Here is an 18,081-nt window from a genome sequence, read left to right on the forward strand (position 1 = left end):
AGGCGGGTGTCACCCCTGCTTGCGCAGCGACCGGGTGAAGCGTCCCCCTGCCTCGCTGAAGCCGGTGGCGCGACAGAATCCGCGCAGCGATGGTTCCTCTGGCCCCACCAGCACCTCCAGCCGGCCGCAGCCGGCGGAGCGCGCGGCTTGCGAGGCGGCCTTGATCAGCAGCCGGCCGATGCCGCGCCGTCGCTCCTCCGACCCGACCAGCAAGGTGGTGACCTGCGCGGTGGGGCGCGCATCGTCGAGCGTCGGATACCAGTGCAGCACCACGAGCCCGCTGGGCGGGCCCCACTGCACCGCGACGAGCACCGTGCCGGAGGCGTGCCGCAGCGCGCCCAGCCGTTCGGTCAGGTCGCGTTCGGAAAGCGCGTGGCCCGCGCTCTCCAGAAGCTCGGCCAGCCCTGCGGCATCCCCCGGCGTGGCGGTGCGGATTTCCAGGCCATGGCGTGACGTCACGGATTCGATCCATCGTTGCAGGCCGTCCCGGGAGTGGCCACGGCTTGCCATGCGGCGCGGTCCCGTGCCTCCTCGCGGCACGGATGAACGAGGTTCAGGGAGCAACGCCCATCATGTCCACCCGACGTCACCTCCTGGCTGCCGGTGCGGCGGCCCTGGCCGCTTCGGCGCCGCGCGGCGCTTCCGCCCAGTCCTGGCCCGCGCGACCGATCCGCCTGATCGTGGCCTTCGCGCCGGGCGGCTTCACCGACATCGCGGCGCGGCTCCTCGCGGAACGGCTCGGCGCCGCGCTCGGCCAGCCGGTGACGGTGGACAACCGCGCCGGCGCGGCGGGCATCATCGGCACCGAGGCGGCAGCGCGGAGCGCGGCGGACGGGCACACGCTGTTGATGGGGACGATCAGCACGCAGGCGATGAATGTCGGCCTCTACCGCACGCTTCCCTACGACCCCGTTGCCGATTTCGCCCCCGTCTCCGGCGTCGCCACCAGCCCGAACCTGCTGGTCGCGCATCCGTCGAAAGGGATCAACGATGTCGCTGCGCTCATCGCGCGGGCGCGGGCCGAGCCGGGGGTGCTCACCTATGGCTCCGGCGGGAATGGCACCTCCAGCCATCTTGCGGGGGAGTTGTTCAAGTCGCTGGCGCGGGTGGACCTGCTTCACGTGCCGTTCCGCAGCACGGCGCCCGCCGCCACGGCGCTCGTCGCGGGGCAGGTGGACGTGATGTTCGACACGCTGCCTTCCGCCCTGCCGCATGCGCGGGAAGGACGGCTGCGCGCGCTGGGCGTCACCTCCACCGAGCGGCTTCCGAGCCTGCCCGAGATCCCGGCCGTGGCCGAGACGGTGCCGCGATTCGAGATGGGGGTCTGGACCGGGCTGTTCGTCCCAACCGGTACGCCGGCACCGGTCATGGAGCGCCTGAACGCTGCGACGCAGGAAGCGCTTCCGCACCTCGCGCCGCGCTTCGCCGAGCTGGGATTGCAGCCCTTCGCGGCGGGGCCTGCGGAACTCGCGGCCCACCTGCGGCGCGAGATCGGCAAGTGGACGGAGGTGATCCGTGCAGCCCGCATCACAGCGGATTGAGAAATCACGTGGCTCGCCACTTCGTGTGACGGGCTGCGACGGTGCGCGTTGAGCGGGAAAGAGCCACGGAGCCAGCTATGCAGGTCGCCGACGCCTTGCATTTCCTGATCGAGGATCTCATCGAGGATGCGCGCCTCCGCCATCTCCGGAAGCCCGATCAACTCGCGCTGGAAGCCGCCACCGACGCGGCGCAGGCCTTGCGCCAAGCGCTGCAATCCCCGGAGGGGCGCCTTCCCCGGGCCGCGCTGGAAGCCCTGCTGACCGACACCCGCGCGCAGGTGCGGAAGGCGCTGGAAAGCGGCGAAGCGTCGGGCTGGTATTGGCTGTCGCGCGAGGCGCACACCGCCTGGATCATCGAGGTGGTGAGCGTCATCCTGATCAAGGCCGGCGAGGCGCCGATCCTTGAGCCGAGGCGCTGCGCGGGCGAGGCCCTGCTGGCGCTGTTCGACTGAACAGCGCCCGCTTGCCCAGCCATCCGGCTGAGAAGAGCCGCAAGATTGCGGCTTCTGCCCTCAGTGGTCGCAGGCTTCGAGGGCCTTCCGCAGATCCTGGCAGGCTTCTTCCATTGCCTTCGCCGCCTTCGCGACGCGCGCCCGCTGCGCCGGCGAGGCATCGGCAAGGCGCCCTGCATCCCCCTGGAACAACATCCGGCCCAGCTCCGAGGCCGCATCCGACCGCGCGGCCGATGGGCCGTCTGCCGGGCTGTCCTCGCTGTCCTTGATGAACTCGAGTCCGATCTCACGATCCCTGGCCCATCGCAGGGTGGCGTTGTGAGAAGAGTTGTCGTGCAGGACAATCACGAGCTTCTTCGGAAGGTCCGTCGCGCTGCCGACATTCACGCGCGCGCCCCTCGAGGAGAAGTCGAGGAGGACGCAGTCCAGGTTGGTGTTGCCGAACTTGATCCTGGCGTTCCTGATCGTCCTGATCCGGACAGCGTTTCGTCTATTTGAAACATTGGAGGGAATGTTTCTGTATTTGGGCAGGACTCCCATGCCGTTGCCCTCAATCGCAGCCATCAACCGCTTCCCTTTTGTCCCCGACCACTTGGGGAAAGAACCTTCATCCCTGTATCGGGAGCAGATTCTTTTGTTCTTGGCAAAATAATCTTGGGCATGTTCTCAGGTGGCAAGCTTGCGATGCTTCGTCGCCCGCTGAATGGGCGCGTCCATCGGACGAGGTCGCGCCCCGTGGAGCGTGCAGAAGGGGTGACCACCACGCCCCGGCTTTCGGAGACGAGGCAGCGAGAACCGGCACCGGAGGGTTCGGTCGGATGGGCGTGCGCTTCCGAACGGGCCGCCTGCTTCACGTTTCGTGAAAGCTGCGCGAACAACCAAGTCGTTCCCGGCGCGGTTACTGTCCACTCCCTTCGCGTGAGGACGCACGATGAGCGAGGAAGCCAAGCCCGGGCGAACCACCTCCGGCTTCAGCATGGAGGTGTTGAGCAGCGCGGTGCAGACGCTCGCCATCGTGCTGGCCGGAGCCTGGGGCGTCTACACCTTCATCTACGAAGCGAAGATCGCGCCGGGACTTGCACCACCCAGCGTGTCCGTCACGAGCACGCTGGAAAGGGTTGGCCAGAAAGGAAACTTGGTCGCGATCCGTTCCACGGTGACCCGAACCAATGTCGGCCAAGCCGAAGTGAGGGTTCTGGCCCTCACCTACAACGTCATCGGCGTCCGGGTGCGGTTCCGCGAGGCCGGAGAGGCAGGCGCCTTTCCGCAGGCTTTGCCCGGATCGAGCGCGATCGCCCAGGCGCGGTACTATGACGAGGCCGAGGGAGGCGAGGTGCTCCTTCGTCACGGGGTGCTGTTCGAGGGCGCTACGGAGTTGCCGAGCGAGCCGTCGGCCTTGAACCCGGGGGAGGCCGTGTCGCGCGACCTCATCTTCTATGCCGACCCGGACCGCTTCGACACGATCCGGTTCCAGGTCGAGCTGGCCTACGCGAAGCGATCCGAGCCGCCTGTGCCGCTGACCTTCGAGGTGGCCCCGAACGGGCGCCTCGCGGCCGTGCCGGGTCCCCCCTGTCGCGATGAGCCGTCACGGTGCCGTCCTCTCGTCGTAACCGACTTCGGCACCGAGTTCTCGCTGTGGCGGCCGTGAGGGGCACGCTCGCCGGCCCGCATGGCGCCAGTCACGGCAAAGCTGGTCGAGGTGCCGACACGGATTTACTCGTTCTCACTTCATCCCCACGTCGCGGTCGCTGCGACGTGCCAACCAGGGCTTCGTGTTGTTCCGCGGCTGCACCTGAAGCGCCCGCGACCAAAGGAGGAAAGCTGCATCGGCTGGAGCGTGGTTCTCTTTCTTGTCATGCGACTGGGTTCATCGCATTTGTTGTGGATCAAACCATTCACGCTCCGCTAGGGCTAGGATCGAACAGTTGGCTTGGTTTATGGCCCCCAGGATGGGGGCTGCTGTCTTGCCACTCCTTCGGAAGCCCCGCCTGTGCAAGACCGCTCCTTCTTCGCCCCTAGCCTGGTGATTGTTGCCTGCGGGGACACCATCGAAGTGACGATGAATGGGCACCTCGTGCGCTTCGTGGACGCGGATCCCACACTCGTCATGACCGTGAGGCGAAGCGTTGCCTTCCCGCCTCTTTGGGAACTGCTTCGCCACCTTACCTCGCCAGGATTCTGGCCTGCGGGTGAAAGCGAACTGAAGCTGCCTGCCGCGGTGCTTGAGACCGTTTTCCGCGAGGCGAGCCTCCTGGATGCAGCGTAGAAGCCACCAAGCGGCGGTGCCGCGCACACGCAGGTACGCCAGATCGATGTTTGGTCCGATTTTCCAACTCCTGGAAGGCGATGGTGACGTTTGACTGCTGGGGTCGTGCCTCAGGTCTGGGAGCGCGAGGGATGGGGCTCCGCGAGCGGTGTCTTGTTGCACTCCGTTCGGACCACGAGGGCTTCGCCACAATTGCGCCTCATTTGGGACTGGCGCAAACTGCCCTGAGAACCAACTCCTTTGTTCGAGGGCCGCGAAGGTCCTTTGGAGGGCCGTATGGCCGACAACATTCCAGACATGCATCCGGTTCATCCCCTTCAGAGCCCTGACGAAGTCTGGGACCTGACGGTAGGGATCACCACCAACCGCTATTTGGGTCCTCCCAGCCTTCGGATCGTCGAAGGGGGGCTGGCACAGCGAGAAGGAGCCGCGCCCGCCAACCGGCGCGCGCTCTCCCTCGTCGCCTCTGCTGTTGACGACAAGCCGATTCGAGGACGCGGATGTCCCTGCGCCGCGTGCGAAGCGGATCGCCGTCGGCCGTGATCAGGCGGCCCAGAACCTCCTGGAAGAAGGACTGGCGGATCGTCTCGGGGCGAGTGACCCCTTGTGCTTCAGACTGGACTGGGTTGTCCTGAAGGGGCGGGATCGAGAGTGAATGTTCCGCCTGCGTGGCAGGGACATGGACGGAAAGGCTGAAGGACCGCTCCGCCGCGGCGGAGCGGTCCTGCCCGTTATCCGATGGATGACATTTCTGCCAGAGAATGGGTTTCCGAAGACAAATCTCTTGTCGCTCGAACACCAAGCCGGCATGCTGAGATGTCTCCTACTTTGGGAGACACTTTAGAATCTGTAAACTCCACCCCCGTTGCTGCTAAGGCGGCGGGGGTTCTTTATTGCGATGCGGCGCTACGTCGAAGGTCCCACCTATCACCAGACGATGACGGAAGCGGATCCACGAACAGGCACGCCTCAGTTCGGTCGTATCACCGAAACTCATCGCGCCGCATAAGGTTTCATCGTCTGTAGTTGGCTTCGAAGCATGCTCCTCGACTCGCTTGGGGAAGGGCGCTCGTCCCAGGCGCCCGGACCTGCACCGCTGGAGGCATGACCTCCTCCGCGCCCGCAGGATCGACCTCACGATCCGAACGTGATTCGCGGCGGAGATCCGCGTCGAGCGACCCGCGCAGTTCCCCAAGGATGCGTGCATCCGAACTGGCAGGTGGAGGCGAAGCGACACGCGGGGAGGTCACCTGCGGCACGTCCGGGAACCGCGGGCCAGCCGCCTCATGGACCAGCAGCCACGATCGCTGGCTGGAAGGAAGCCCGATCATGGCACGGACATGGCGAGTGCCGGCAGGAGGGTGTCTCTTATCGAGTGACGACTACGGCCCCGTTCCGCCGCGGATCGGCTGCGCCGCACAGCCGGCCTGAACGAGGGTCGCGACCGACCGCCTGCATGCCGCCGACGCGCATGGTGAATGGGGCAGGGAAGAACCGCGCGTCGTGCCCTTTCGCACGCAGGCCCGCCAACGCCTCGGGCGCGACCCGGTTTTCAATCTCCACCAGCCGCCCATCCCAGAGCCGGGCACGCGGCGCATCGATCGCGGCCTGCAGCCCAAGCCCGAAATCCAGATGACTGACGAATGCCTGAGCCTGGGTCTGCAAGATCCCGTAGCTGCCCGGGGTGCCCAGAGCCAGGCAGGGCTCGCCATCCTTGGTCGCGATGCTGGGCGACATGCACATCGCCAGCGGCTGCCCAGGCTTGGCGCGGTTGGGGCTGCCAGGCTGCACATCCGCCCAATACAGGAAGTTGTTGAGCACGACGCCCGTACCCGGAACAACAACCCCACTGCCGAACACCGAGCCCAGGCTCTGGGTGATGCAGACGAGGTTTCCCTCGCGATCGGCAACGGAGAAGGAGGTGGTATGCCCCGGATCGGCGCCAGGCGGCGGCTCGCTCGTCCACTGCTCGGTCGGACCCTGGAGCCCGTCACCTGCCCGCAGGCGGTCGCGGAGCGACTGGACGTTCGCCTCCGAGAGGATCACGCGCAGCTGCTCCTCGTCGGGCGTGTTGTTGGCGATGCGCACGGCGGCGGCCATTCGAACCGCGCGGATGACCAGGTCGAGGTGATCGACCGAGAGTGGCTCGAGCAATCGGAGATCGAAGCCTTCAAGCAGGCGCAGGGTCAACAGGAACTGGAAGCCCTCGCAGGGTGGCGGCGGCACATGAATGCGCAGGCCTCGATACGGGACGGAGATCGGCTCGCGCCAAACCGGCGACACGGCCGCGAGATCGTCGTGCGTCAGCGTACCGCCGTGCTCGGCCAGAAAGGCAACGATGCCTGCCCCGATTTCCCCTCGGTACAGCACGTCAGCCCCACATTCCGCCACCTGCCGCAGCGTGGCACCGAGCATGGGCAGGCGCACCTGGTCCCCAGCGCGAAGCGTCGTGTGAAAGGGAAAGGCAGCAGCGAAGGCCTCGCCTGTCCCGGCGGCCGCCGCATGGCCCGGGCCGAAGCCGGTCACCTCCTCGATGCCGAAGGCGGAGAACTCGAAGCCTTCCTCCGCAAGCGCCATGGCCGGCGCGATCGCGTGGCGCAGCGGGAGCCGGCCATAGGCCTCGTGCAGCGCGCACCAGCCGGCAAGATTGCCCGGGCTCGCCACGGCGGCGGGTCCCGAAAGCAGCTCCTCGCGGGAGGTGAAACGCCCCGCCGGGAAGGAGTGCGGGATCGGCGGCACAAAATCCAGCACGCGGACGCGGCTTTCCGCGGCGACCCACATGGTGGCGAAGCCCATGCCGGCCAGGCCGGACATGTAGGGCTCGACGACGTTCAGCGCCGCGGCCACCGCCACGGCTGCGTCGAAGGCATTGCCGCCGGCTTCCAGGATCTCACAGCCAGCCTGTGAAGCACGCGGATGCGCGCTGGCGACCATGCCGACGCCGCTGTGTTCCGTCCCGGGCGAAGCAGGTGTCATCGAGGAGCCTTTCCGCAGCCAAACAGGTTGCTCGATCCGGTTCGCCTTGAGAAGTTCATGCCTGGACCAGATTGGGAAGAACGGCTTGGACGTGGAATTTCGCTGCGGACGGGAAGCGGTCGCCGTCATCGCCGCTGCGCGCTCCCTTTATCCTCGATCCGTGAGTGCGCAGGGACGCGCGATAATCGACCTGTTCGCAGTCACGCAGGCCCGTCGGCGGTGCGGGCGGCGCGCTCAGGTGCGGCCGCACGCATGCGCCAAGGGGAGGGCGGACCCGCGACCCGTCGGCGGGCGCCGCCGGCTCCGGCTGAGAGCCCAGCTCCCACCCTCCGGGCGTCGAGGAGGAGGCTGTAATCAACCCCCGCCTGATGGCGCGAGGAACACGTAGTCCGCGGCGTAGGGCACAGCCCGGAAGGCGCCGGCCATTGGGCACGGTCCCTCCGCGACCCCGCCTGCCGTGTTCACGCGCAGGATCACCGTGACCGGTCCGAGCCGCCTGCCATGACCTGCGCCGCGCCGCTCCGTCACTTCCAACCGGAGCCACGGGATGTCGCCTGTTCCTGCCCCCGGCAGCCGCTCCGCGACGCGCCCCACCACCGTGTGTCCTCCATCGGCGAGTTCCCAACTCGGTCCGGCATAGTGCCGCCCGACCGTGCGGCCTTCCTCCAGCAGCGTCGCCACCGGCTCGCGGAATGCCCAGGAAAGGCGACCATCCGCGCCGGCGCGGCACTCGTAGATCTGCGCGCCCTGCGCGTGGGTGGTCGCCACGACGGTCAGGCCTGGCGGCACAGCGGGGGCCGGTCCGGCCTGGGCCAGTGCGGATCCTCCCGTCAACACGGCGAGAAGCCCAGCCGCGCACGATGAAAGGGGAAGATGACGTTTGATCATGTCGGTACCTCCTGAAATGCTGGTCCTGCCGGCGACGGCCGGAAGGTCCTCGACCCTCCGCCCCAAGGATCCGGACGGCCGGTGGGTGACGCGGGCATCCGCACCGGCACGATCGGCTTCGGAATTCCTCACCGAGGGGCCGCGTCCGAACCGTCGCCCACCGCGCGCTGGATCGCGCGCTCCGCCACGCTGCGGCCGAGCGCGTCGGCTGCGGTGACGTCGCTGGGGTAGTGAATCCCCGCCCAGATACGCGAAGCCCCGGCCTCGCGTGCCAGCGACGCCATGGTTGCGGCCTCACGCGGAAACAGATGCCCGATCACCCTCGCAGCCGAGGTGGAGAAGCAGCCATGCGCCGAGGGGTAGCTGGGGTGGTTCGGCACCGCGATCACTGGACGGAACTCGCGGTCAAGCTGCGTGGGACGGATCGTCCAGTAGGCGTACTTCGCGTCCCAACAGGCGATCCCGCTGTCGAACATCGCCACGTTGAGCAGTGCGTAGGCGCGCGCGGCACGTGGCGCGTCCGCGGATTGGCCGTGCTCGAACAGCAGCCGCCCGACATGGTTGTTCCAGTACTCGTGGCTGCGGAGGCCGCCGGCGGCCGCTTCCCAGAAGATGGCGCGGGCGCTGGTGAGGGGCGTGCGCTCCAGCGTGCGAAGCTGCGCCATCTCCGTCGCGCGCTCCGGCGAGTCGGCGGCCGGCGGCGGCCGCGGCCGGAACTCGGCGGCCGAGGAAAGCAGCCACGGCGCCCAGTTCGGGGCCTGCGGCAGGGCCGGGTTGGCGGCGTTCCACTGGCCGGGCTGCGCCGGCACCGTGCCCGTCCAGCGCTGGTCCGTGCCATCGCGCCGCGCCCGCTCCAGCGCCACGGCCGCGACCTGCCGTCCCAGGGCGGTGCCCGCCGCGACGTCGCTGGGATAGGCCGCGCCGGCCACCTGCCGCAGGCGGCCTGCTTCCTCCGCAAGGCGCGTGAACTCGGCCGCGCGGCGCGGGAAGATCTCGGCGAGGATGGCCGCTGCCGCCCCGGCGGCGACGGCGTGCTCATCCGGGTAGGACGGGCTGGCGGGCGCTGCCACCGGCCGCAGCGCCGGGTCGGTGGTCCCGGGCCGGGCGCGGTTGTGGGCCTGCTTGCTGTCCCACGCCGCGACCATCGCGTCGGCCAGCGCGGTGTGCAGCAGCGCCAAGTGCCGCGAGGCGAGGTTGACCGGCACGCCCGCCTGCAACGCCTCGTCCATCGCGATCTGGTTCCAGCGGTAGGACGGCGCGGCGGCGCTCCACCAGGCGATGCGCTGCAGAGTCTCCGCATCGCGGGAGGCCACCATGCCGCGAAGCTGATCGAGCTCCGCGCGCGTCGCCGCGGCGTTGGGCGGCGGCGGGAGGCGGAACTGCTGGCCGGAGGTCAGCACCCAGGTTTGCCAGGTGCCGGGATGCGCCGGCTGCGCGCCTTGCCTGGGTTGCGCCAAGCCAGTCCCGGACAGGACGAAGCTGGAGCCGAGGAGCAGCGCCGCACCCAGCGCGCGACGGCTTGGACTCATTCTGGTCATCTCAATTTTCCTTTGAAGGGGGATCGCGTGGGGTTGGCGGCGCGGCGGCGATCCGCCGCGCCGGCCGCTTCCGTCAGCGCCGCGTGACGACGACCTCGAGGTACTCGCTCGGCACGATCAGCGTGTCCGCGCCACCGCGGTTCATGCGGTCGCTCAGGTCCTTGATGTCCTTCTCGAGCGCCGCGGCCTTCTCGGCGTCGAGCGCCGCGAAGGCGCGGTTCACCGGCCCGTAGAAGGTGCGGAAGACCTCGAGCATGTGGCTGGCCGAGCGGTAGCGGAAGTTGAAGACCTGCCTGGTGGCCTCGATCCGCTGCCCGGGGAACAGCTCGGCCAGGCGCGCCTCGGTGCCCCAGAGCGCGGGCGAGCGGACGCCGGCCGGCGGCGGCATGTACTTGCCGATCGTGCGGAAGACCTGGCCGATGAAGCCCTCGGGCGTCCAGTTGGCGAGGCCGATCCGGCCGCCCCCGGGATGCACGACGCGGATCAGCTCGGCGGCAGCCTTGTCCTGGTCCGGCGTGAACATGACGCCGAAGGTGGAGAGCACGACGTCGAAGCTGTTGTTGGCGAAGGGAAGGGCCTCGGCATCCGCCTCGCGGAAGGCGACGACCAGGCGCTCGGCGGCCGCGCGCTCCCGGCCGCGGTCAAGCAGCTCGCCGACATAATCCGTGGACGTCACCTGCGCGAAGCGGCGCGCCGCGGCGAGGGTGGCGTTGCCATTGCCGGCGGCAACGTCGAGCACGCGCTCGCCGGCGCGGAGGTCCACGGCCTCGCAGATGCGTTCGCCGACGATCTGCAGCGTGGTGCCGACGACGGCGTAGTCGCCGGTCGCCCAGGTCGCCTGCTGGCGAGCCTTGACGGCCGCGAGGTCAACGGGGGCGGCGGGGGCTTGGCTCGGCAGGACGGCGGAAGCTGACATGGTCTTTCTCCTCAAGTGGCTCTTGTTGCGCCACCCCGGGCGGGGATGGCGCTGCTTCGGGCGGCGCAGGACATGCGCCAGGCGGCGAGCACCATCGCTCTCCGTCCTGGCGGTTCGCTGCTATGCTCGCCGCCCGCTGCGCGGAGAGGCCCCGCGGGCTCGGTGCCCGGCATGTCTCTCCTTGGCCCCTGCGTAGCGGCGGCGCATGGAGGTCGGTGTGGGAGCCGGCGTGGGAGTGAGCATGGAAACGGATCCGCCCCCGGGTGAGGACGCCACGACCCTCGAGATCCGGCTCCTTGGCCCGCTGACGGTCGCCCATGGGCGCGGGGCCGTGGCGCTGCCGGCGTCGCGCAAGGCGCGCGCGCTTCTCGCCTATCTCGCCCTGGCTCCGCACCCCGTGACACGGAGCCGCCTTTGCGAAATCCTGTGGGACGTTCCCGATGACCCGCGCGGCGAGCTCCGCTGGTGCCTGAGCCGGATCCGGAGCGTCCTCGATGGACCCGGCCGCATCGAGACGCGGGGGGATGCGGTCCGGCTCGAGCTTTCCGGCTGCTTCGTGGATGCGGTGGAAGTGGACCGCGCCGCGCGGGCCGGCCTAGAGACGCTTTCCACCGAGCGGCTGCAGTCGCTCGCCGCACTTTTCGTCGGCGACGTCCTGGAAGGGCTGGAACTCGACCGTCTGCCCGAGTTCGAGGGCTGGCTCGTCGCGCAGCGCCGCCATTTCCGCGACCTTCGCGCAACGCTGCTGGAGAAGCTCACCGAGCGGCTGTCGGACGAAGAAGCGCTCGACACGCTCGACCAGTGGATCCGGCTCGTCCCTTTCGACCTTCGACCCCATCAGGCCGTGCTGGCCGCGCTGGCCCGGCGCGGCCGCATCCGGGAGGGGGACGAGCACCTCGCGGCGACGGCGCGGCTCTTCGAGGCCGACGGTCTCGACGCCGCGCCCCTGCGTGCCCTGTGGCGGGAGGCCCGCGCCCAGGCTGAGCAGGCGCCGCGCCCCTGGGCGGCCCCGGTGGCCGTCGCGACACCTGCTCCTCCCGGCGCCGTGACGGAGGACGGCGCCGCCGGGCCACACCGGGGCTCCGTCGCGGTGATGCCCTTCGCCGACCTGACCGCGGGGCCGAAGCTGCCCGGCGGCAGCCTCGCCGACGCGATGGTCCACGACGTGATCGCGCGGCTGGCGAAGCTGCGCTCCCTGTTCGTGATCGGACAGGGAAGCGTGTTCGCGCTGCGCGACCGGGGCGTCCCCCCGGCGGAGGCCGGGCGGCTGCTCGGCGTGGACTACGTCGTCAGCGGTTCTGTGCAGCGCAGGGGCAAGCGCCTGTCCGTGGCGGTCGAGCTCGCCGAGGCGCGGAGCGCGCGGATCGTCTGGGCGGAGGTATTCGACCAGGAGACGGAGGATGCCTTCCTGGTCCTCGACGAGATCAGCGACCGGGCGGTCGTCTCCATTGCCGGCGAGATCGAGGCGGCCGAGCGCAACCGCGCCGTCCTACGCCCTCCCGACTCGCTGGACGCGTGGGAGGCGCATCACCGCGGCCTGTGGCACATGTACCGGTTCACCAGGCCGGACAACGAGAAGGCCCGGCATTTCTTCGAGGCGGCCACCCGCCTCGACCCGACCTTCTCGCGCGCCTATGCCGGGCTGTCCTTCACGCATTGGCAGAACGCGTTCCAGGGCTGGGCGGAGCGTGGGGCCGAGGTCGAGCGCGCCTACGCCGCGGCCGGGCAGGGCCTGATGGCCGACGACCGCGACCCCGCCGCGCATTGGGCGATGGGCCGCGCCCTCTGGCTGCGGGGCCGCCACGACCAGTCGGTCGAGGAGCTTGAGCGGGCGGTGCAGCTGAGCCCGAACTTCGCCCTCGGCCACTACACGCTTGCCTTCGTCCACTCTCTGACCGGCGACCCGAATACGGCCGTCGCGGCCTCCGGCCATTCGCTCCGCCTCAGCCCCTACGACCCGATGGTCTTCGGCATGTTCGGGGCACGCGCCATGGCGCTCGTACGCCTCAACCGGCTCGAGGAGGCGGCCGAGGCGGGGAGGAAGGCCGCTGCCCGCCCGAATGCCCACGCCCACATCCTGGCGATCGCCGCCATCTCCCTCGCGCTCGCTGGCCGGCTCGACGAGGCGCGCGCCCATGTCGCGGCGATCCGGAAGACGCTGCCGAGCTATCGCGTGGACGACCTCGTCACCGCGATGCAACCGGCGCCGGATGGCGAAAGCCTGTTCCGGGAGGGCGCGAGGCGGATCGGCTTCGCGTGATCCAGGACTGGCGTTTTCCGAAGCAAGTGAGCCGAGAGTGATCGTGACGGCGGGACGACCTGGACGAAACGCACGGCGCAGGTGCCGGCGCCGCCGCCTGCTGCCCGAGGAGATTCGAAAGGGCCAATTCCGCTTCAAGGGACTACGAGTTCCGCGTTGATCTGCTGAGGCGGATGCGGGACGGCCGGCCACCCGCCCGAGCCTTCTTGTTGAAGCGCATGCTCGGTCTCCTCTAGGCTGGTGCTGCAAGGAAGAGCGATCGGGAGGAACGCATGGTGAAGCGTCGAGCCTTGGTGCCGCTGCTGGCCGCGACGACCGGGATCGCTTCAGGGCACAGAGCGGCCTTGGCCCAGTCCGGTGGCTGGACGCCCCTGTTCAACGGCCGTGATTTCGCGGGCTGGGACCGCATCGGCGACGCCAATTGGAGGGTCGAGGACGGTGCCCTCGTCGCCGACCGCGGCAACGGCTTCCTGGTCACGCAGCGGGACTACCGGGACTTCCAGCTACGCGCCGAGTTCTTCGTGGACAGCGGCACCAATAGCGGCATCTACATCCGTTGCACCAACCCCGCGATGGTCAGCACGGCCAATGCCTACGAGGTGAACATCTGGGACGAGCGGCCGGAGCCACGCTACGGCACCGGCGCGATCGTGGATCTGGCCGCCGTGGATCCGATGCCGAAGGCCGGCGGGCGCTGGAACCTCTACGAGATCACCGCCGCCGGCGATGCCTTCACAGTCGTGTTCAATGGCCAGAAAACCGCCGACGCCGTCCGCGATCCCCGTTTCGCGACCGGGCGGATCGCGTTGCAGCACGGTCCGGGCGTGCCGGGTCCGGGCGGAGCGGTGAACGACCGCGGCGTGGTGCGGTTCCGGAAGGTGGAGATCCGGGCGGGCTGAGCGCTCCCCGGGGTCCGTTGGGCGATTCGCAAGGCAGGTCGCGTGCGGCTTCTGGGCTCTTGCCGCTAATTCGCCACGACTTGAAAGTGCCTGGAAAGGATGGTGGGCGCGACAGGGATTGAACCTGTGACCCCTGCCGTGTGAAGGCAGGATTAGCGCTTTTACCTAGCTTGCGGCAGCTTGCGGATCTCCCAAAAAACTAAGGAAATCCGCCACATTTTTCTTGATGGCCTTTGCCCTTCCTTGTGGTGATTTGCGCGATCCTGCTACCTATCTGCTACCTAGGCGTGGCTAGGTAGCGGCCAAGGGCAGGCGGATGGCGGCGAAACGCGGCAAGATCGGATTGCGCGAGGTGCGCGCCTTGGGGCCGGGGGAGGAAGTGTGGGACGCCGGCCCTGGTGCGGTGACCGGATTCGGTATCAGGCGTCAGCAATCCGATGCTGTGGCCTATGTCGTGCTCTATCGGACCCCGGAGGGGCGCTCGCGGCGCTTCACCATCGGACGACATGGGGCGCCCTGGACGCCTGACACGGCGCGAGACGAGGCCCGCAAGGTGCTGGCCGCCGCCATGGGAGGCCATGACCCCGCTGCAGCGAAGAAAGATCTTCGCGAGGCCCCCACGGTAGCCGAACTCTGCGCAGAGTATCTGGCGGCTGTGGAGGCGGGGCGGCTCCCCACCCGTCGCGGCGGCACGAAGAAGGCCAGCACGCTCGCCACCGACCACAGCCGCATAAACAGCCACATTCTCCCCCTGCTGGGTGCCAGCAAGGTCCGCAGCCTCACCACCGCGGATATAGAGGCATTCATGCATGACGTAGCGGACGGCAAGACTCACCGCCGGGAGCACCTAGGGCGGGCGCGTGCGGTGCGGATGGTGCGCGGCGGCATCGGCACCGCCTCCCGCACTGTGGGGCTACTGGGCGCCATCCTCGCCTTTGCCGTGAGAAAGGGAATGCGCCCTGACAACCCGGCGCGCGGCGTGCTGCGTCCTGCCGATGGCAAGCGCGACCGGAGGCTGACAGACGACGAGTACGCCGCGCTTGCACGTGGCCTGGACAGGACAATGCGTTCCTCCGCTGAAGGCGAGAAGCCACGCCGCGCCATGTGGCCTCACGCCGCTGCCGCAATCCGCTTTCTCGCCCTAACTGGCTGGCGCAGCGGCGATCCCAGTTCATTACCGTCCTTTGCCCTCCTGCTGACACGCGGGCTGCCTTTGCTTTTGCGAGGCCTCCGTTTGGATGCAGGCGCGAGGCTCCTGGAGACGGCGAGGGCCTTCAGCATGGGGATGGCATCCAGTTCGTTGGCCATGTCCGGAGCCAGCGTGGCGAGGTCGTAGACCGCCTGCATCTTGAGCCAAACATGCGGATCCATGCCCGTCAGTTTGCCCAGCCGCAGTGCCATCGCGGGCGTAATGCCGATGCGCCCGTCCCGGAGCTTGTAGAGCAACTGATGCGACAGTCCCATCAACTTCGCCGCCCGGGGCAGGGTGAGGCCAAGCGGCGGCAGCACGTCCTCCACCAGCATCAGCAGGCCTGGATGGAGCGGCATCTCCATCTCAGGAAACGAGCGGTGCCCAGCCTGGCAGGAAGTCGGCGCGCTGCAGTGGGCTGAGGATCACGGCCCGTTCCACCGTCGTGCTGCCGTCGCTGCCGAAAGGGGTCACGCTGCCCAGGGTGAAGTCCTCATAGATCGCGCTCTCGCCACCGAAGAGCCATTCGCGATGCACAGCGCCCCCGTCATCGGGGATCTCGGCGCGCCCGATCAGCCGCTTGTGCCCATCCTCATCGACGTAGACCTTCATTGCATCCTCCGCATTGCTTTTCGCGGATAGCGAACTACGCGCCGCGCGGCATCCGTAAGACACCGCATTCAAGCGCCCGCAGAGGCGCTGCGCGTCAGCGCACCCTAATTGCAAGCGATGGATGACGCTCCAGGATCGGAAGACCGGCGGACGCCTCTGGTGCTGGTGGACATGCGCCTAGGGCCGGCGTTCGTGACCTTGGACTTTGCCTGGCTGCGACGTGATCGCTGGGAGGTCCGGTGTCCGCTCGATGACAGCGGAGCGACAGCTGTGCGCCTGCCGCCGCGACTGCGCGCGCGTGATGCAGATGGTGCGTGAAGCGACACAACAGCGCTCGGCATAATAGAGAACGCGGCTCAACAAGTATCGGGACCAGACTCCTGAGAGCGGCTGCATATGGAGCACGGCGTGGGGACAAGAGCGGCCATGAGATCGCGCCCCTCTTATCCTCGCCTTAGGGAAAGGTTTCGCAGCGCAAATCGAACTTCTTGCTCGGTTTGCTGAACAAAAGCACTGGCTTTCTCAACCTCGGCGAGATGGGCTTCCGCCCTCTGGAAGCGCTGCATGACTTCTGCCCTTTGACGTTGGGCCGTGAAATGATCCCGGCAGGCTCCGACAAGGGCTGTGAGATCCCCGCTGGCTAGCCCTTCCTCCGCCAGTGCCGCGGAACCAAGCATCGCCTCCCATCCAGCCTCCGCGGCCAGCAGCGCGGCGCGGCTGCGGACTTCTTGTTCCAGGCCCTGCTCACTGGGTTCAACCTGCGCCGCCACTTGGCGATAGGCGTCCAGGCGCGCGAGATAAGCGGCCACGGCACCAGACAGCCTCCTGCTCCATTCCAGATGGGCGGTCTGCGTTTCTGCTCCTGCCGGTTCTCCAAGGGGTGCAGCCTCCAGTGCCTTCGTCCGGTAGGCGATCAGGGACGAGGCCACAGCGGTCAGGGCCGAAAGCCGCTCAAGCTGCTCCTTGCTCCACTTGCGTGGTTTGGTGTCGAGAACACAAAGCGTGCCCAGCGCTTGGCCATCGGCGGAGAAGAGAGGCACGCCCGCATAAGCCGCGACCCCGTATTCGAGGGCCGTCGGATTGTCTTTGACCAAGGGGTGCTCCTTGGCGTCCTCGACAACGAAGGCCTCGCCCGAGGCCACGGCATGACGACAAAAGGAGTGGGACAGCGCAGTTCCGCGCTGGGCTGCGAAATCCTCGGGAATAGGGCCCGAGTGGCTTTTGAAGAACTGCCGGTCGTGGTCGACGAGCGAGACAAGGGCCATGGGCGCGTCGAGCGTCTCGCGGGCGAGCCGCGTCAGTTGGTCAAAACCCTCCTCCGCGGGTGTGTCCAGCAGCATGGTCGCGTGAAGTGCCTCAAGTCGGGCAGGATCTGCAACTGGGTCTTCGGACAGGGTAGCGGCCTCCTGACCAGTGAAGAACGAGCGACAGGAATACTGGTTTTCCCGTGCGGTGCGTGCGGACCATGGATGAATGAAGCCTTGGTACTTGCAGCGCTCCAGGGGCCCTCAAGACTGGGTAAATCTGGTCGGTGGGGGTGCAGCGCGGCGGGCCGCTCCGAAGGTGCGCCCGCATTTGAGCCAGTCGCGTGTCGCGACTGCCAGGCGTTCTACACCGCCCGAAGATGCACCACGCTGGAGCAAACCAGCGGAAAAACGCTCCGGTCCTTGTGGGACCGGAGCGCTGCTTTGGTATTCTCTGACGAAGAAGTGTGCGTCAGGCGGCCTTGCGGCGCACGAAGCCGAGGCCGAGCAAACCAGCACCGAGCAGAGCTAGGCCTGCGGGGGCCGGCACCGGAATGCCCGGGGTTACCATCGAAAAGGCGAAGAAGGTCTCGGGGCCACCTGCGGCGCCGCTCAGCGTGGCGGAGAGGCCAAGGCGGTTGTTGCCATCGCCCAAGAAAGGCTGAGCCAGAGCCGCCTGGGTGGCGTCCAAGCCGAAGGCAAAGCCCGCATTGCCGATGCCCGGGAAGCTCTCGGCGAACGTGACTGGCGTGAACGCGCCCGAGTTGAAGAGTTCCGTGCCGGCGCCGCTGAAGATGCTCAGCACCAGATTCTCAAGCGTGATGCTCTCGCCGCTCGCGTTCTGCGGTTCGTTGATGTTGAGGACGATGCGCAGATCCTCTGCGCTGGTCAGGCCGAGACTGCTCAAGGAAAGCGTCTGGGTCTGCGAAGCACCAGTCTTGGCGTCGCCCGTGATGACATTGGTCATGCCATTCCAGCGGACGGCACCGGTTTCGGTGCCCGTGTTTTGCACGGTGAGAATCGTCCCGACGTTGCCGATACCCGCTCCCGAAATCGGCGAAGGGCCGAGCGGGATTAGCGAGGCCTGTGCGGGCAGCGCCACGGAGCAAGCGAGGAGAGCGGTGCAGGCTAAGGATTTCAGGACATTCATACGTTGTTTCCTTGTCTGCGATTGCCTTGGAATGGACAGGAAACGCTCCGGCCTTTGTGGGACCGGAGCGCTGCCTTGGTGTGTTCTGACGAAGAAGTGTCAGGCGGCCTTGCGGCGCACGAGGCCGAGGCCCAGCAGGCCGGCGCCCAG

General features: G+C 68.1%; 17 protein-coding genes, 1 tRNA gene and 1 pseudogene. 8 read left to right on the plus strand and 11 right to left on the minus strand.

The window, feature by feature from the left end; translation table 11 throughout:
* Positions 1 to 9: 9 nt before the first annotated feature.
* Positions 10 to 459: a GNAT family N-acetyltransferase gene (locus OF850_RS16980; RefSeq protein WP_301591514.1), complete on the minus strand. Its 450-nt coding sequence runs from the start codon at positions 457 to 459 to the stop codon at positions 10 to 12.
* 113 nt (positions 460 to 572) lie between these two features.
* Here OF850_RS16980 and OF850_RS16985 point away from each other — a divergent pair, with 113 nt between their 5' ends.
* Together OF850_RS16985 and OF850_RS16990 are read left to right on the plus strand one after the other, a co-directional pair.
* Positions 573 to 1,541: a Bug family tripartite tricarboxylate transporter substrate binding protein gene (locus tag OF850_RS16985; protein WP_301591515.1), complete on the plus strand. Its 969-nt coding sequence runs from the start codon at positions 573 to 575 to the stop codon at positions 1,539 to 1,541.
* A gap of 77 nt (positions 1,542 to 1,618) precedes the next feature.
* Complete coding sequence (locus OF850_RS16990; protein WP_301591516.1) at positions 1,619 to 1,993, plus strand: hypothetical protein; 375 nt, start codon at positions 1,619 to 1,621, stop codon at positions 1,991 to 1,993.
* A gap of 60 nt (positions 1,994 to 2,053) precedes the next feature.
* Here the strand turns inward: OF850_RS16990 and OF850_RS16995 are convergent, their stop codons facing one another.
* Positions 2,054 to 2,557, minus strand: coding sequence for a PilZ domain-containing protein (locus OF850_RS16995; RefSeq protein ID WP_301591517.1), 504 nt, complete (start codon positions 2,555 to 2,557; stop codon positions 2,054 to 2,056).
* Positions 2,558 to 2,924: 367 nt separating this feature from the next.
* Here OF850_RS16995 and OF850_RS17000 point away from each other — a divergent pair, with 367 nt between their 5' ends.
* The 3 genes from OF850_RS17000 to OF850_RS17010 all read left to right on the plus strand — a co-directional run bounded on the left by OF850_RS17000 (position 2,925) and on the right by OF850_RS17010 (position 4,802).
* Complete coding sequence (locus OF850_RS17000; RefSeq protein ID WP_301591518.1) at positions 2,925 to 3,641, plus strand: hypothetical protein; 717 nt, start codon at positions 2,925 to 2,927, stop codon at positions 3,639 to 3,641.
* 342 nt (positions 3,642 to 3,983) lie between these two features.
* Positions 3,984 to 4,259, plus strand: a complete 276-nt coding sequence (locus OF850_RS17005; RefSeq protein ID WP_301591520.1) for a hypothetical protein — start codon at positions 3,984 to 3,986, stop codon at positions 4,257 to 4,259.
* A 276-nt stretch (positions 4,260 to 4,535) separates the two neighbouring features.
* On the plus strand, positions 4,536 to 4,802 hold the full coding sequence (locus tag OF850_RS17010) for a hypothetical protein (RefSeq protein ID WP_301591521.1): 267 nt from the start codon (positions 4,536 to 4,538) through the stop codon (positions 4,800 to 4,802).
* Between the two features lie 825 nt (positions 4,803 to 5,627).
* On the opposite strand, the gene OF850_RS17015 is transcribed toward OF850_RS17010, so the two are convergent.
* The 4 genes from OF850_RS17015 to OF850_RS17030 all read right to left on the minus strand — a co-directional run bounded on the left by OF850_RS17015 (position 5,628) and on the right by OF850_RS17030 (position 10,577).
* On the minus strand, positions 5,628 to 7,235 hold the full coding sequence (locus OF850_RS17015) for a gamma-glutamyltransferase family protein (protein ID WP_301591522.1): 1,608 nt from the start codon (positions 7,233 to 7,235) through the stop codon (positions 5,628 to 5,630).
* Between the two features lie 354 nt (positions 7,236 to 7,589).
* Positions 7,590 to 8,123 (minus strand): DUF3455 domain-containing protein, encoded by a 534-nt coding sequence (locus OF850_RS17020; protein ID WP_301591523.1) that lies wholly within the window; start codon positions 8,121 to 8,123, stop codon positions 7,590 to 7,592.
* Between the two features lie 128 nt (positions 8,124 to 8,251).
* Positions 8,252 to 9,661, minus strand: coding sequence for a phosphatase PAP2 family protein (locus OF850_RS17025; RefSeq protein ID WP_301591524.1), 1,410 nt, complete (start codon positions 9,659 to 9,661; stop codon positions 8,252 to 8,254).
* 73 nt (positions 9,662 to 9,734) lie between these two features.
* Positions 9,735 to 10,577 (minus strand): class I SAM-dependent methyltransferase, encoded by an 843-nt coding sequence (locus tag OF850_RS17030; RefSeq protein WP_301591525.1) that lies wholly within the window; start codon positions 10,575 to 10,577, stop codon positions 9,735 to 9,737.
* Positions 10,578 to 10,818: 241 nt separating this feature from the next.
* Here OF850_RS17030 and OF850_RS17035 point away from each other — a divergent pair, with 241 nt between their 5' ends.
* Together OF850_RS17035 and OF850_RS17040 are read left to right on the plus strand one after the other, a co-directional pair.
* Positions 10,819 to 12,837, plus strand: coding sequence for a tetratricopeptide repeat protein (locus tag OF850_RS17035; RefSeq protein ID WP_301591526.1), 2,019 nt, complete (start codon positions 10,819 to 10,821; stop codon positions 12,835 to 12,837).
* 272 nt (positions 12,838 to 13,109) lie between these two features.
* Entirely contained in the window at positions 13,110 to 13,736 is a 627-nt protein-coding gene (locus OF850_RS17040; protein WP_301591527.1) for a 3-keto-disaccharide hydrolase, read from the plus strand.
* 100 nt (positions 13,737 to 13,836) lie between these two features.
* Here the strand turns inward: OF850_RS17040 and OF850_RS17045 are convergent.
* A tRNA-Val gene (locus tag OF850_RS17045) sits at positions 13,837 to 13,929 on the minus strand.
* Between the two features lie 123 nt (positions 13,930 to 14,052).
* Between OF850_RS17045 and OF850_RS17050 the strand changes: the two genes are divergently transcribed.
* Entirely contained in the window at positions 14,053 to 15,072 is a 1,020-nt protein-coding gene (locus tag OF850_RS17050) for an integrase arm-type DNA-binding domain-containing protein (RefSeq protein ID WP_301591528.1), read from the plus strand.
* A 44-nt stretch (positions 15,073 to 15,116) separates the two neighbouring features.
* Here the strand turns inward: OF850_RS17050 and OF850_RS17055 are convergent.
* The 4 genes and pseudogenes from OF850_RS17055 to OF850_RS17070 form a co-directional block, all read right to left on the minus strand.
* Positions 15,117 to 15,290, minus strand: a pseudogene (locus OF850_RS17055) (helix-turn-helix transcriptional regulator); the annotation flags it as partial.
* A gap of 1 nt (position 15,291) precedes the next feature.
* Positions 15,292 to 15,537, minus strand: coding sequence for a hypothetical protein (locus OF850_RS17060; protein ID WP_301591530.1), 246 nt, complete (start codon positions 15,535 to 15,537; stop codon positions 15,292 to 15,294).
* A 443-nt stretch (positions 15,538 to 15,980) separates the two neighbouring features.
* Positions 15,981 to 16,877, minus strand: coding sequence for a GAF domain-containing protein (locus tag OF850_RS17065; protein ID WP_301591531.1), 897 nt, complete (start codon positions 16,875 to 16,877; stop codon positions 15,981 to 15,983).
* Positions 16,878 to 17,253: 376 nt separating this feature from the next.
* Positions 17,254 to 17,931, minus strand: coding sequence for a PEP-CTERM sorting domain-containing protein (locus OF850_RS17070; RefSeq protein WP_301591532.1), 678 nt, complete (start codon positions 17,929 to 17,931; stop codon positions 17,254 to 17,256).
* Between the last annotated feature and the right edge of the window lie 150 nt (positions 17,932 to 18,081).

It is taken from the genome of Sabulicella glaciei (assembly GCF_026183895.1).
Classification (GTDB): domain Bacteria; phylum Pseudomonadota; class Alphaproteobacteria; order Acetobacterales; family Acetobacteraceae; genus Roseococcus; species Roseococcus glaciei.

What these genes read in the sequence shown, in the direction of transcription:
- OF850_RS16985 (WP_301591515.1), top strand. Translation starts at nt 573, where the DNA reads ATGTCCACCCGACGTCACCTCCTGGCTGCCGGTGCGGCGGCCCTGGCC.
- OF850_RS16990 (WP_301591516.1), top strand. Translation starts at nt 1,619, where the DNA reads ATGCAGGTCGCCGACGCCTTGCATTTCCTGATCGAGGATCTCATCGAG.
- OF850_RS16995 (WP_301591517.1), bottom strand. Translation starts at nt 2,557, where the DNA reads ATGGCTGCGATTGAGGGCAACGGCATGGGAGTCCTGCCCAAATACAGA.
- OF850_RS17000 (WP_301591518.1), top strand. Translation starts at nt 2,925, where the DNA reads ATGAGCGAGGAAGCCAAGCCCGGGCGAACCACCTCCGGCTTCAGCATG.
- OF850_RS17010 (WP_301591521.1), top strand. Translation starts at nt 4,536, where the DNA reads ATGGCCGACAACATTCCAGACATGCATCCGGTTCATCCCCTTCAGAGC.
- OF850_RS17015 (WP_301591522.1), bottom strand. Translation starts at nt 7,235, where the DNA reads ATGACACCTGCTTCGCCCGGGACGGAACACAGCGGCGTCGGCATGGTC.
- OF850_RS17020 (WP_301591523.1), bottom strand. Translation starts at nt 8,123, where the DNA reads ATGATCAAACGTCATCTTCCCCTTTCATCGTGCGCGGCTGGGCTTCTC.
- OF850_RS17025 (WP_301591524.1), bottom strand. Translation starts at nt 9,661, where the DNA reads ATGACCAGAATGAGTCCAAGCCGTCGCGCGCTGGGTGCGGCGCTGCTC.
- OF850_RS17030 (WP_301591525.1), bottom strand. Translation starts at nt 10,577, where the DNA reads ATGTCAGCTTCCGCCGTCCTGCCGAGCCAAGCCCCCGCCGCCCCCGTT.
- OF850_RS17035 (WP_301591526.1), top strand. Translation starts at nt 10,819, where the DNA reads ATGGAAACGGATCCGCCCCCGGGTGAGGACGCCACGACCCTCGAGATC.
- OF850_RS17040 (WP_301591527.1), top strand. Translation starts at nt 13,110, where the DNA reads ATGGTGAAGCGTCGAGCCTTGGTGCCGCTGCTGGCCGCGACGACCGGG.
- OF850_RS17050 (WP_301591528.1), top strand. Translation starts at nt 14,053, where the DNA reads ATGGCGGCGAAACGCGGCAAGATCGGATTGCGCGAGGTGCGCGCCTTG.
- OF850_RS17060 (WP_301591530.1), bottom strand. Translation starts at nt 15,537, where the DNA reads ATGAAGGTCTACGTCGATGAGGATGGGCACAAGCGGCTGATCGGGCGC.
- OF850_RS17065 (WP_301591531.1), bottom strand. Translation starts at nt 16,877, where the DNA reads ATGCTGCTGGACACACCCGCGGAGGAGGGTTTTGACCAACTGACGCGG.
- OF850_RS17070 (WP_301591532.1), bottom strand. Translation starts at nt 17,931, where the DNA reads ATGAATGTCCTGAAATCCTTAGCCTGCACCGCTCTCCTCGCTTGCTCC.